At 69.0% G+C, this 13,804-nt stretch carries 10 protein-coding genes; 4 read left to right on the forward strand and 6 right to left on the reverse strand.

What is annotated here, in order from left to right:
• Positions 1–147 precede the first annotated feature (147 nt).
• Complete coding sequence (locus LR393_RS32190; RefSeq protein WP_231488985.1) at positions 148–1,704, forward strand: acetolactate synthase large subunit; 1,557 nt, start codon at positions 148–150, stop codon at positions 1,702–1,704.
• Between the two features lie 367 nt (positions 1,705–2,071).
• Here LR393_RS32190 and LR393_RS32195 read toward each other — a convergent pair whose 3' ends face one another.
• The 6 genes from LR393_RS32195 to LR393_RS32220 form a co-directional block, all read right to left on the reverse strand.
• Entirely contained in the window at positions 2,072–2,908 is an 837-nt protein-coding gene (locus LR393_RS32195) for a hypothetical protein (protein WP_231488986.1), read from the reverse strand.
• Positions 2,905–3,237 (reverse strand): PadR family transcriptional regulator, encoded by a 333-nt coding sequence (locus LR393_RS32200; protein ID WP_231488987.1) that lies wholly within the window; start codon positions 3,235–3,237, stop codon positions 2,905–2,907. Before LR393_RS32200 ends, LR393_RS32195 begins: the two co-directional genes overlap by 4 nt.
• Before the next feature lie 356 nt (positions 3,238–3,593).
• Positions 3,594–4,607, reverse strand: coding sequence for an ABC transporter permease (locus LR393_RS32205; protein ID WP_231488988.1), 1,014 nt, complete (start codon positions 4,605–4,607; stop codon positions 3,594–3,596).
• A 13-nt stretch (positions 4,608–4,620) separates the two neighbouring features.
• Positions 4,621–6,129 carry a sugar ABC transporter ATP-binding protein gene (locus LR393_RS32210; protein ID WP_231488989.1) on the reverse strand — a complete coding sequence of 503 codons (1,509 nt, stop codon included), beginning with the start codon at positions 6,127–6,129 and terminating at the stop codon, positions 4,621–4,623.
• Between the two features lie 62 nt (positions 6,130–6,191).
• Positions 6,192–7,139, reverse strand: a complete 948-nt coding sequence (locus tag LR393_RS32215) for a substrate-binding domain-containing protein (RefSeq protein WP_231488990.1) — start codon at positions 7,137–7,139, stop codon at positions 6,192–6,194.
• A gap of 210 nt (positions 7,140–7,349) precedes the next feature.
• On the reverse strand, positions 7,350–8,240 hold the full coding sequence (locus LR393_RS32220; RefSeq protein WP_231488991.1) for an AraC family transcriptional regulator: 891 nt from the start codon (positions 8,238–8,240) through the stop codon (positions 7,350–7,352).
• Positions 8,241–8,311: 71 nt separating this feature from the next.
• Between LR393_RS32220 and LR393_RS32225 the strand changes: the two genes are divergently transcribed.
• From LR393_RS32225 to LR393_RS32235, 3 genes are read left to right on the forward strand one after another with little or no spacing between them, the layout of a single operon-like run.
• Entirely contained in the window at positions 8,312–11,695 is a 3,384-nt protein-coding gene (locus LR393_RS32225) for a tetratricopeptide repeat protein (protein WP_231488992.1), read from the forward strand.
• A complete protein-coding gene (locus tag LR393_RS32230) occupies positions 11,692–12,780 on the forward strand; it encodes a zinc-dependent alcohol dehydrogenase family protein (protein WP_231488993.1) in 1,089 nt (362 codons plus the stop codon). The genes LR393_RS32225 and LR393_RS32230 overlap by 4 nt, the downstream gene beginning before the upstream one ends.
• Positions 12,777–13,742: a DUF4380 domain-containing protein gene (locus tag LR393_RS32235; RefSeq protein ID WP_231488994.1), complete on the forward strand. Its 966-nt coding sequence runs from the start codon at positions 12,777–12,779 to the stop codon at positions 13,740–13,742. The genes LR393_RS32230 and LR393_RS32235 overlap by 4 nt, the downstream gene beginning before the upstream one ends.
• Positions 13,743–13,804 lie beyond the last annotated feature (62 nt).

Here is a 13,804-nt window from a genome sequence, read left to right on the forward strand (position 1 = left end):
CTCCACGGGCGACCGCGTCGCGCGGGGGATGGCAGGGGAGTGTCGGAAGGGCGACACGCTGCTGGGCCGAGGGTGCCTGACCGGGCTGTGATCCTCTTGACACCGGGTCCGCTGAACCAGTGGGCGCCCGAGGGCCGTTTACAGGAGGTGAACGGCGCTCAGGCACTTCTGCGGACTCTGATCGACAACGACGTCCGGGTGTGTTTCGCCAATCCCGGAACCTCAGAGATGCACCTGGTCGCGGCCCTGGACTCGTTCCCGGCCATGCGCGCGGTGCTGTGCCTCTTCGAGGGCGTGGCCACCGGCGCGGCCGACGGGTACGGCCGGATGAACGACTCCCCGGCCGCCACCCTGCTGCACCTCGGTCCGGGTCTGGGCAACGGGCTGGCCAACCTGCACAACGCCCGCCGGGCCGGCACCGCCGTGCTGAACATCGTCGGCGATCACGCCGCCAGTCATCAGAGTCTGGACTCGCCCCTGCAGTCGGACATCGCATCGGTGGCCGGCACCGTGTCCTCCTGGGTGGGCCGACCGACCCGGGTGAGCGAGCTGGGGCCGGCCGTGGTCCAGGCGCTTGAGGTGGGCGGGGTGACGACGCTGATCGTCCCCGCGGACGTGTCCTGGTCCGACGGCGCCGAACCGGCCGGACGGGCGCCGGCCGCACCCATCAGGCCACCGAACGGCCGTGACCTGAGCGAGCTCCCGGCTGGCGGGGAGCCGGCGGCCTGGATCCTGGACGGCTCGGCGCTGACCGAGGCGGGCCTGCGCGCCGCCGACCGGATCGCCCAGGTCACCGGTGCGCGGATGTTCTGCCCCACCTGGCCGGCCCGGCAGCGGCGCGGAGTGGGAGTTCCCACCGTGACGCCACTCAGCTACCGGGCCGAGGGCGTCCGTGAACAGTTCGCCGGCATCCAGCACCTGGTTCTGGTCGGGGCCCGGCCTCCGGTGACCTCCTTCGCCTACCCGGGCCAGGAGGGGCGCCTGACGCCGTCCGGCGTGCGGGAGCACCACCTCGAGGGCGGCGCTGCCGCTCTGACCGCCCTGGCCGACCGCATCGCTCCCGGCGTCGAGCCCCGGGTGAGCCCGGCCCTGCCCGCCGATGCCCCGAGCGGGCCCCTGGACGCGGACAACTGGGCTCTCGTGGTCAGCGCCCTCCTGCCCGAGGACGCGATCGTCGTCGACGAGGCCATCACGTCCGGAATGACGGTCAGCGCGCGGGCTTTCGGTGGTGCCCCGGCCCACGACGTGCTCGGTCTGGTCGGGCTGGCCATCGGGCAGGGCCTGCCGCTGGCCGCCGGTGCCGCCATCGCCCGGCCGGACCGTCCGGTGGTCTGCCTGGAGGCGGACGGAAGCGCGATGTACACCCTCTCCGCCCTGTGGACCCATGCGCGGGAAAACCTGGACATCACCACGATCATCCTCAACAACCGCGCCTACGCCATCCTGCGCGCCGAACTGACGCGGGTCGGGGCCGACGCGGCCGGGCCCAGTACTGCGTCCATGATGAACCTCGACGGCCCCGACCTGGACTTCGTCTCCCTCAGCGAGGGCATGGGCGTACCGGCTACCCGGGCCACGACCGTGGCGGAACTGGCCGCCCAGTTCAAGGCCGCGACGGCGAGCCCCGGCCCTCACCTGATCGAGGCAATCCTGACCGGTGAACACGTCCAGGACGTCCAGACGCCGATCGAGCCTCTTGCCTGACGAGGGGAGAGATGCAGCCGGCGCCGCCGCAGCTGCCGGTCTGGGGATCGATGACCGAGACGTTTCCCTCTCGCCGGAAGGGCCGGTCCCAGCGCAGGGCGTTCAGCGTTCCCCGGGGCGCTTGCGCGTGTATCACCCGCACGGGGTGCACTATCCCGCCGATGCGTAGTTCCGTGTTCTTGACCGGACAGGCCCGGATCAGCTGGTGCGGGGAGATGACGGCGAACGTGCTCGTGACGGGTGATCGCTGTCCTGTACTACGTCACGGGCACGATGTTCGGGCAGCTGGGGTCATGTGAGCTCTCACGACGTCCAGCGCCCGACCCGGCGGAACGGTGGTGTTTCGCCGGGTCGGGTGGGGCACGGGCTATCTGGGCGTCGTTGATGAGCGCGGACTGACGTTGCCCGCCGATCGCAGGAGGAATGCGAGGCCGACCACGGCGAGGCCCATCGCGGGATGCAGGAGGGACTGGCTCACGCTGGAGGTTCCCAGGGTGAAGTACGTGACGGTCCAATAGCCGGCCAGCACGAAACAGACGGGAACGGCCGCCAGAGCGAACCTGACCTCACAGGCAGCGACGAGAAGGGTTGTCGCCAGGGTTATTCCGATGGCGATCCCGAACAGCGGAAACGGCAGGAGCATGGCGGCCCCGAGCATCAAGGGAACGAGCATCCATCCCCAGGACACCGTGGGGGCCGGTCGTCTCCGCAGGGCCAACCACGCCAGGCCGGCGACGGCCGGCGTGTCGAGCCAGATCAGCAGAATGATCGGGGAGGCGGTGGCGAGGAGCAGCGGGTACGAGAACGGAGCGAGCAGGAGAGCCGCACCTGGGTGGCCTCGGAGCAGGAGGGCGAACTTCGACAGTGACAGCAGCGTCGCCAGCGGAAACGTCCAAGGTGGCAACCCCGCACCCAGCATCACCGGATCCAGTGCGATGGCGATGCTGCTCATCAGGCTGACACCTAGCAGCAGGAGAGCAGCCAGACAGGCTGCGGAGTCGAAGGTGGCCGCACGGGGACGCGACCGATCTTCCAGTCGGCGTTGATGAAAGCCGCCCAGCAGCAGTCCCGTGACCTCGCGGGGGAGGACGCGCCCCTGACTGGAGAATGCCAGGGTGGCGAGCAGTTCGTTGCCGTGAGCGGCCGCCCAGGCTCGGGGGTACGCGCGCAGGAGTGCCGGGTAGATCCGGTCGGCGGCGCTCATGCCGGCGACACCCGGACGATGCTGGTGCGGGCCATGACGACTCGCGCAGCCGCCTCCAGGCGTTCGGCTTCCGCAGTGACGGCAGTCAGCCCGGTGGGCGTCAGCGAGTATGCGCGTCGGGGTCGGCCCTCGACGACCTCTTCCGCACCGGGCAGCAGGAGACCGTCAGCGGTCAGCCGTTCCAGCGCGCCGTAGAGGGTGCCGGTGGACAGGCGCACGCGTCCGTCGGAAAGTTCGAGGACCTGTTTGAGGATCGCGTAGCCGTGCAGAGGGCCGTCGATCAGGGCAGCCAGGACGAAATAGCTTGGTTCCCGCAGCGGTCTCGACATGCCCCGACTATATGTCGCTTTACGACGTGTCGGCAACCGATATATGGGGACGTCGGTGTCAGGAGCCGGAAAGCTCTCCGTGCTTGCTCGCTGATCTCCCTCGCAGGGACGGTGGGGGCCCGCCCCCCGCTGAGGGGGAGGGCCACCGGAGGTGTGCCGATGTTCAGCACTTCTCGGCGACAGCGTCCTCACCAGGGAAACGGAACCCCCACCACATCATGGCTACATCAGGCCGTACCAGCAGGGGCGAAACGCGCCCTGAGCGAATCTGTCCGGCCGGGCCCGAGCCGCAGAAGCACGGAAACAAGGTTCGGCCCGGCGGGCGGGTCCGCAACGGTGGGCCCAAGGCCGTCAGGTCAGCGACTTTCGGCGCCCCCACGCCTCAGCAACAGCATGTTGATCAGCACGGCCCCCACGATCAACCCACCCCGCACCACATCCTGCACGTACGAGTTCACGCCCAGAATCACCAGTCCGTTACCGATCACGGTAATGAACAGAACCCCTAGCAGCGTCCCCAGCAAGGAACCCCGGCCACCCGACAGCGAGGTCCCACCCACCACGACAGCCGCGATGACCGAGAACTCAAGTCCCACAGCCGCACTACTGCTCCCGGACGCCAGCCGAGCGGCGAAGACAACACCGAGCAGCGCCGCCGACAGTCCGCTGACGGCGAAAATGAGGATCCGCACCCGTGAAACGTTGATGCCGGTCAGCATGGCCGCCCGGGCATTGCCGCCGACAGCGAAGACAGAACGGCCGAAGGTGGTGCGGCGGGAGATGAAGGCGAAGATCACGAACAGGACGAGCATGAGGATGGCGGCGGTGGGGACCTGTCCGATCTTGCCGCCCAGGGTGTCCAGGAAGGAGTTGGTCTCGATCGGGACCGGCAGGGAGTTGGTCATGAACTGGGCGAGCCCCCGCAGCGCGCTGTACAGGCCCAGGGTGACGATGAAGGAAGGGACGCCGAAGCGGGCGCGTACCCAGCCGCCGAGGGCGCCTACGAGCATCCCTCCGACCAGGGTCAGCACGATGGCCAGCCACAGCGGCAGGCTCCAGCGGCCGTCCAGCTCGGCCAGGATGACGCTCCAGAACGCCACTGCCGAACCGACACTCAGATCAATTTCGCCGGCCACGATGACCAGGGTTCCGGCCCAGGCGACGATGCCGACCAGGGCCGCGTCGCCCAGGATCGCCCACATGTTCGCGGTGGTGGCGAAATTCTCGGCAGTGAAGCTGAGCACGATGATCAGCAGGATCAGCGCGGCGGCCAGGCCGGCCTCGTTCAATTGCTGGGTACTCAGGTGCACGCCACCCGAAAAGCGGGAGCGACGGCTGGGCGGGGACTGGGTCTGTACTGCACTCACCATGACTCCTTGAAGATCAGTGCTCGGCAATGGCCGCGAGCAGAAGCGTTTCGGTCTCGATGGCCGGGGCCGCCTGCTCGGCCACGATCCGGCCACCGGCCAGCACGACCGCCCGATCGCACACCAGGTTCAGCTCGTCCATCTCGCTGGAGACGAACACCACGGCCGTGCCGGCGGCGGCCAGTTCCCGCAGCAGCTCGTAGATCTGGGCTTTGGCCTGGACATCGACGCCGCGGGTGGGTTCGTCCAGCAGCAACAACCGGCTGCCGGCGTGCAGCCAGCGCCCGATCACGATTTTCTGCTGGTTGCCGCCACTGAGATGACCGATGGGGGTGCGCGGGTCGCGGGTGCGCACGGACATGCTGGCGATCGCCCTCTGAGCCGCGATCAGCAGCTGCTGGGGTTTGATCACTCCGAAGCGGGAGACCTTGCCCCAGTCGGTCAGGACCAGGTTCTCGTCCACGCCGAGTTCGGGGATGATGCCGTCGTTCTTGCGGTCCTCGGGGGTGATGCCCACACCAAGCTTCTTGGCGTGGGTGAAACCCTTTCCGTCGATGCGCTTGCCCTCGAACTCCACCGTGCCGGAGTCTGGTTCGCGAAGCCCCGCCATGACCTGCAGCAGCTCGGTGCGGCCCGAGCCCAGGACTCCGGCCAGGCCCAGCACCTCCCCGGCGCGCACCTCGAAGGTGACCCCGGCCAGCTTGGGGGCCACGGCGACCTCGCGCACGGTCATCAGGACCGGCCCGGCCTCGCGGCGCCCGGCCGCCTCGCTCACGGCGGGGGTCTCGGCGCCGCTCTCACCGACCATCATGGCCACCACCTGGCGGGAGGTCAGATTGGCCATCGGGAGGGTGTCGATCACGCGGCCGTCGCGCATCACCGTGGCGGTGTCGGCGATACGGCGGATCTCGGCCAGGCGGTGGCTGACGTAGACGACCGCCACGCCGCTGGAGCGGATGGTCTCCACGACGGTCAGCACCCGGTCCACTTCGGCTGCGGCCAGGGAGCTGGTGGGCTCGTCCAGGATCAGCAGGGTGGGGTCGTTGGCCAGGGCCCGGGCGATCTCGACCATCTGCTGGTCGGCGATGCTCAGCTCGCCGACCAGGCGGCGCGGGTGCAGGTCCAGTCCCAGGCGGTGCAGCGCCGCCTGGGACTCGTCCTCCATCCGCCGCTGGTCGATCTGCCCGTTGCGCTTGGGCCAGGCGCCCATGAACAGGTTCTCGGCCAGCGTCATCTCCGGGATCAGGGTGAGTTCCTGATAAACGGTCATCACCCCCAGCCGCTGGGCGAGCTGGACGTCCGGGCCCTGCAGGCGGGTGCCGCCCAGGGTGACGCTGCCCTCGTCCGGGGCTTCGACCCCGGCCAGCAGCCGGATCACCGTGGACTTACCGGCCCCGTTCTTGCCCAGCAGTGCCCGGACCTCACCGCGGGCGATGGACAGATCGACTCCCGACAGCGCCTGCACGGCGCCGTACTGCTTGCTCGCCCCGCTGATCGTGGCGATCGCCGTACCCGGCTCGGTCATGACTACTCCGTCTTCCGCGGTCGAGCTGGTCTGATCGTCGAAAAGGCTCTCTGCAGGCAGTCTTACGGGATGCCGTCGGCGTGAGCGGTCAGCCAGTCGGCCGCTGTCCGGGGCGAGTACAGGTCGACCTGTACCGGCACGACGACCTCGGCCGGCTTCTTGCCCTCCACCGCGTCCAGGGCGGCCTTGACCGCGGCCTTGCCCATGGTCTGCCCGCCGATGTCGACCTGGGCCTTCAGCACCGAGCCGTCCTTCAGGGCGTTGGCGATGTCCGTGGTCATGTCGCCACCGAAAACCACCGTCTTGCCCACGCGGTCGGCGTTCTGGACCGCCTTGATCGCGCCCACGGTGGCGTCGCCGTACTCACCCATGAAGCCGTCCAGGTCCGGGTGGGCGGTGAGGATGTTCTGCGCCGCGGTCAGCGAAGCCGACGCGTCGCCGCCCTTCTGGTTGGCCACGATCGTGTAGGCGGGCAGTTTTTCCTTCATCGCCTTGTCGAAACCGGCGCGGCGCTGCACGCAGACCTCCAGGAACTCGCAGTCGACCACGCCGATCCTGGGTGCGTCGATCTTTGCGCTCTGGAAGTACTCGGCCGCGGCCGTGCCCAGCTGGTAGCCGAACTCCTCGGGGTCGCCGAGGGTGTACGCGGTCACGTACTTGCCCAGGTCCGGCTCGGTGATGCAGGTGTTGTAACAGATCACCGGGATGTCGGCCTGAGAGGCCGCGCGGATGGCCGGGACCGAGGCGGTGGCGCTGGAGGCGGACAGCATGATGGCATCGACCTGCTGGGCCACCAGGTTCGTCATGAACGTCGACTCTTTGCTGGCGTCGTCCTGGGCGTTGGTCTCCACGACCTTGATGTTGGTGCCGGCCTCGGCTGCACCGTCGTCGATGCCCTTCTTGACCCCACCGTAGAAACCCTGGGTGTCCAGGTAGATCACACCGAGCTTGACGCTGTCGCCGCCCGAGCCGCCGGCGCCGGATTCCGAGTCGCTGCCGCAGGCCGCCAAGCTCGCCGCGAGAGCTAAGCAAGCTCCTAGTACGGCAGCAGATCTCCATTGAAATGCGGGCACTTCGACCTCCTGGGCTGGTACGTCCGCGTCGTCGCGGTCACGTCGTCGTGCGGCCAGGCTGTCAGGCCCGCAAGGGACACCCCTATGGCAGCAACGACTATGCACATGGAGAAATCCACGATGCCGGCCGGAACCGGGGGCGAAAGATCACCCCTTGGCGCGGGCCCGATGCTCCGAGGGTGTCATCCCGTGCACGGACCGGAACTGCCGGGAGAAGTACAGCGGGTCGCCGTATCCGACATTCCGGGCGATGACCGATACGGGGATCTCGGTCGTGTCCAGCAGCTGACGGCTTTTCATCATCCGCAGACGAGTCTGGTATTCGTGTGGGCCGCAGCCGACCGCCTTTCGGAAGATTGCGGACAGATGGGATGGTGAAAGGCCGGCATGTTCGGCCAGTTCGGCCACGCTGACCTTCTGGGTGAAGCGTTGCTGCAGGTACTCCATGGTCAGCTGAACGGCGTCCGGGCGGCCCGGGGACAGGCCCGAAGCCGCCGTGGACAGCAACGCCAGCAGGTGCCAGCCGGCCCCGGCCGCCAGTTGCAGCGTGGCCATCGAGTCGTCGCGTTCCATCCCGCGCAACGCCTCCTCCACCAGGGCGACGGCCCGCGGCAGATCGGTCACCGTGACCACCGGGTTCTGGGCGCTGGCGCCGTTGGCCTCGACCAGCGCGCCCACGTCGTCCCCCCGCAGATGCATCCACCAGACGGTCCAGGGGGAGTCCTCGGCCGATCCGTAGCGGTGCGGCGTTCCGGCCGGGATGACCAGGGCGTGGCCGGGGTGCACGGCGTGGGAGCCGCCGGGCAGTTCGCACCAGCCGTAGCCGTCCACGCACAGGATGAGGATGGTCTCGGCGCAACCGGTGGGGCGGGTACGCAGGTGATCGGCCGCGGAAGGGAAGTACCCGCAATCGGTCACCAGCAGCCGGGAGGTGACGGGCTGCTCCAGGGCGCTGACCACCCGCGGGCGGGGCAGCACGCTGATCCGCTCGCCGGGAAAGCCGGACCTGAGAGCCACCACCGAACTGTAGCCAGGCATCGCGGTTTCCTCCATGTGAACAGTCGTTGGGGGCATGGGTCGGGGCCGCCGGTGTTCATAGCCTCGCTGTCATGCCGTCCTCACCCAGCAACGCCTCCCGGCTGGTGCTTCCCGACATTCCCGCAGAGCTGGCATCGGTGCCGGTGGCGGCCTGGCGGGAGCCGGTCGACATCGACACCTACGAGCCGATGCCGCCGGACCGCTACCCGATGTTCCTGGAAAACAGGGTGTATCAGGGTTCTTCGGGCAAGGTCTACCCGATGCCCTTCTACGACCGGATCGAGCGCGAGAAGCATCCGCGCCGCTGGGACGCCGTGCACCTGGAGAACCGCTGGATCCGGCTGACGATCCTGCCGGAGCTCGGTGGGCGCATCCACGTCGGCTACGACAAGAGCGCGGGCTACGATTTCTTCTACCGCAACAACGTCATCAAGCCGGCGCTGGTCGGGCTGGCCGGCCCCTGGATCTCGGGTGGGGTGGAATTCAACTGGCCGCAGCACCACCGGCCCGCCACCTATCTGCCGGTGGGCGTGGAGATCGAGACGCACGCCGACGGCGCGGTGACCGTATGGTGTTCCGATCATGACCCTTTCCACCGGCTCAAGGGCATGCACGGCATCACCCTGCACCCGGATCGGGCCGTCGTGGAGGTGCGGGTGCGGCTGCACAACCGCACCGAGGACGTGCGGACGTTCCTGTGGTGGGCCAACGTCGCCGCCCGGGTGAACGACGACTACCAGTCGTTCTTCCCCGAGGACGCGCACGTCGTGGCCGACCATGCGCGCCGGGCCACCACGACTTTCCCTCGTGCCACCGAGCCCTACTACGGCATCGACTATCCGGCGCGGGTGAGCCCCGAGAATCCTGACGCGGACGGGATCGACTGGTATCGCAACATCCCGGTGCCCACGTCGTACATGTGCCTGGACAGCAAGGGTGACTTCTTCGGTGGCTACGACCATGGCGCGCAGGCCGGGTTCGTGCACTGGGCCGACCACCGCATCGCTCCGGGCAAGAAGCAGTGGACCTGGGGCAACGAGAAGTTCGGCTGGGCCTGGGACCGCAACCTGACCGACGGCGACGGCCCCTACGTCGAGTTGATGGCCGGGGTCTACACCGACAACCAGCCCGACTTCTCCTTCCTGGCCCCCGGCGAGACCAAGACCTTCAGCCAGTACTGGTACCCGATCCAGGGCATCGGACCGGTACATCAGGCCACCACCGAGGTCGCGGTGCACCTGGAGGTGCCCGGTCCGGACACCGTCAGTTTCGCCATCGCGTCCACCCAGGTCCGCGACGGGGTGCGCATCTCGCTACTGGACCCGGACGGTCGGGTTCTGCACGCCACCCAGGCTGACCTGGCTCCGGAAAAGCCCTTCACCGCTGATGTTCCGCTGAACCGATCACTGAACCGGCACGAGCTGACCATCCTGATCGAGGACGACGCACAGGAGCTCCTACGGTGGTCTCCCACCGATCCGAGGATCGGGACGTCCACCCGATCAGCCGCTTTCGAACCGGAAGCGCCCGGTGATCTGGACACGGTCGAGGAGCTGTACCTGACCGGGCTGCACCTGGCCCAGTACCGGCACGCCACCCGCTCGCCCGAGGTGTACTGGCAGGAGGCCCTGCGCCGGGACCCCGGGGATTCCCGGAGCGCGACCGCGCTGGCGGCCCGGGCCTATGAGCGCGCCGAGTACGAGGTGGCCGAAGAGCTGTTGCTGGGCGCCGTCACCCGGCTCAGCCTGCTCAACTCCAACCCCGCCGACGGCGAGGCGCACTACCGGCTGGGTCTGACCCGGCAACGGACCGGCCGGACGGCCGAGGCCTACGACCACCTGGCCAAGGCGGCCTGGAACCAGGCCTGGCGGGCGCCGGCGCAACTGGCGATGGCCCGCCTGGACGCCCAGGACGCCCACTGGACCCGAGCGCTGTCCTTGCTCGACGACGTCCTCAAGCTCGACACCGACCTGCTGGCCGCTCGCGACCTGCGGGTGCTGGTTCTACGACGGCTCGGGCGGGACGCGGAGGCCGAGGCCCAGTTGCGTGCCACCCTGGCTCTGGACCCGCTGGACTGGTGGGCCCGGGATCTCGCCACCCACGCAGCCCTGGACTGCGACGCCCGCACCCATCTGGACGTGGCCACCGAGTACGCCTCGGCCGGTTTCCTGGACGAGGCCCTGCGCGTGCTGGAGGCCGCCGTCGAGGCCGCCGGCCGCGAGCCCTGGACCGGCATCCTGCCGCTGGCGCACTATCACCGGGCCCAGGTACTGGACCGGCTCGAGCGGGGCGGCGAGGCCGCTGCGGCCCGACGAGAGGCGGCCGCGGCTGACCAGGCCTACTGCTTCCCCCACAGCCTGGAGGACGAAAGCGCCTTGCGGGCGGCGCTGGTTGCGGGGCCGGACGGGCGAGCGGCTGCCCTGTACGGGAACTGGCTCTATGATCGCCGCCGTTACGCTGAGGCGATCGCGCACTGGGGCCAGGCCGTTCGGGCCCATCCCGACGACGCTGTCAGCTGGCGCAATCTGGCCATCGCCAACCACAACGTCCTCCATGACGCAGCCGGCGCCGTGGGGTGCTTCGAGAAGGCCCTTGCGGCGGCCCCGGACGACGGACGGCTGCGTTTCGAACGTGACCAGCTGGCCAAGCGCACCGGCGAGTCGCCTGCGGCCCGGCTGGAGCGTCTGGACGAACGCCGGGACCTGGTGCGTCAGCGGGACGACCTGACGATCGAGTGGGTGGGGCTGCTGGTGAACGCCGGACTGGCTGAACAGGGCGTCCAGGAGATGAGGGGACGGGACTTCCAGCCCTGGGAGGGGGGTGAGGGGCAGACACTGGGCGTCTGGGAACGGGCGCATCTGCTGCTGGCTCGCCAGGCTCAGGTTCCGGCCGAGGCCGAACGGTTCCTGCGGGCGGCCCTGGACCCGCCGCAGAACCTGGGGGAGGGGCCGCATCTGCTGGCCAACCGCTCTGATCTGCTGCTCGCGCTCGGCGATGCCCTCGCCGCGCAGGACCGCAAGGACGAGGCCAGGACGGCCTGGCAGGAGGCGGCGACGTTCGCCGGGGACTTCCAGGAGATGAGCACCCAGCCCTACAGCGAGAAGACCTACTTCTCGGTGCTGGCGTGGCGGCGGCTGGGCCGGACCGACCGGGCGGATGAGCTTTTGGACGGGCTGCGCGCCTATGCGCGCCAACTCGCCTCAACGGCGGCGACGATCGACTACTTCGCCACCTCCTTGCCCACCCTGTTGCTTTTCCACGACGACCTTCAGGCCCGGCGCGCCACGACCGCCCGGTTCCTGGACGCCCAGGCCGCCGCCGCGGCCGGTGCCCGCGACGAGGCCGTGAGCCAGTTGCGGTTGGTCCTGGAACGCGACTCGAACCACGCGTCCGCCATTGATCTCTTGCAGGATCTGACCGCCCCTTCGACCATCGACAGCCAGGAGTCACGATGAGCGCCAGCCCCACCACGACGACGATGTCGGGTGTCTTCCTGCCCGGAGACTCCACCGCCGTGCTGCGCGAGTACGACCTTCCGCAGCCGGGACCGGGTCAGGTTCTGCTGAAGGTGGGCGCCTCCGGCATCTGCGGCAGCGACATCGGCTACATCTACCGCGGTTACAAGACCCACAAGGGTCTGGACGGGGCTCCCGCCTATCACGGTGTGATCGCCGGCCACGAGCCGGCCGGCACGGTCGTCGCCACCGGCCCCGGGGTTCACCGGGTCGGCCCCGGTGACCGGGTGATCGTCTATCACATCGTCGGCTGCGGGGAATGCCGCAACTGCCGCTCGGGATACTTCATCAGCTGCAGCGACGAGGAGCGCCGCAAGTCCTACGGCTGGCAGCGCGACGGTGGGCACGCGCCCTACCTGATCGCCGAGGAGTCGACCTGCATTCCTCTGCCGCAGGAACTCTCGTTCGTGGACGGAAGCCTGATCGCCTGTGGGTTCGGAACCGCCTACGAAGGACTGATCCGCACGGCTGTCAACGGTTCTGACACCCTGCTGGTGGCCGGTCTCGGACCGGTCGGCCTGGCCGCGGCGATGATCGCCCGCTGCTTCGGCGTGCGCCGGGTCATCGGTGTGGAGCGCACCCCGGGCCGGATCGATTTCGTGCGCGGTACCGGCCTGGTCGACGACATCGTCCTGGCCGACGACAACGCGGTGCAGAATATTCTGGAACTTACCGGGGGAGAGGGATGTTCGGTCGCGGTTGACGCCTCCGGCTCGGCCCCGGGCCGGTCGGTCGTCGTTGACGCGGTCGCCGAATGGGGTCGGGTGTCACTGCTGGGTGAGGGCGGGCGGCTGGAGACCGAGGTCTCGGACTCGCTGCTGCACAAGCAGGTCACCATCCATGCCTCCTGGGTGACCTCGCTGCAGGGTATGCAGGACCTGACCGGCCTGCTGGCGCGCAGCGGCGTCCACCCCGAACTGGTGGTCAGTCACCGGATGCCGCTGGAAGAGGCGGATGCGGCGTACCGGCTGGCCGCGGCCGGCGCCGAGGGCAAGGTTGTGCTCGTCCCGGGAGAATTTGCATGAGTTGCACCGTGAGCCAGGAGGTGCGCGGCGACCTCGACGTGCTCATCGTCGCCAACGACACCCTGGAACTGGCCTTCCTGCCCCAGATCGGAGGGCGGCTGATCTCCCTGCAGATGCTCGGAGCCGAACTGCTCTGGCACAACCCGGCTCTACTCGCGGACGACTTCACCCCCCGCCGTCCATACGCCTCCTGGCCGCCCACGGACGGGACCATGGGGAGCTGGGCCAACGTCGGGGGGAGCAAGACCTGGCCCGCCCCCCAGGGCTGGTCCGGGCCGCACGAGTGGCCCGGACCCCCGGACGAGGTCCTGGACGCCGGCACCTACACCGTCCAGGCAGACCTTGATCCCGACGGTTCCGCCCGCGTCACCCTGATCAGCGCCGACGACCCCCGCACCGGCATCCGCATCGAGCGTCGTTTCGTGCTGCCCGCCAACGGCCCAGACTTCACCCAGACCTCCACGTTCGTCAACCATTCGCACCAGAGAGTGAACTGGTCGGTCTGGGAGATCACCCAGGTCGACACCACCCCTCGACCCGGGGCCACCGGAACCGGGCGCTTCCTGGTCGACGTGGACGGGAACGACACGCCTGTAATTCTTTTCGAGGTCCTGGGCGCTGCGAAACACACCCTGCGGCCCGGAGTCGTCGAGATCCCGGTGCAGGAGACCGTGGGAAAGCTCGGCTTCACCCAGGCCACCGGCCGCCTGACCTACATCCGCACCGACGGCCTGCAACTCACCCAGACCATCACCCGTGAGCCCGGTCAGCTCTACCCCGACGGCGGCTGCCCCGTCGAGCTGTGGTTGCAGTACCCGGTCGCCGAGCCCATCGAGAGCCTGGGCGGCTTACGACCGGATGCGCACCTGGCGGAGATGGAGGTGCTGTCTCCGCTGTACGGGATCGAGCCCGGAGACCGGGCCGAGCTGATGGTGGAATGGCGGGTCGAGCACTCAGGGTGATGCTCGGCCCGGCGGGCCGGCCTCCTGGGGGTTGGTCGGCCCCGGGCACCCCCGGCCCGGGG

The organism is Kineosporia mesophila (genome assembly GCF_021129235.1).
GTDB classification, from domain to species: Bacteria; Actinomycetota; Actinomycetes; order Actinomycetales; family Kineosporiaceae; genus Kineosporia; species Kineosporia mesophila.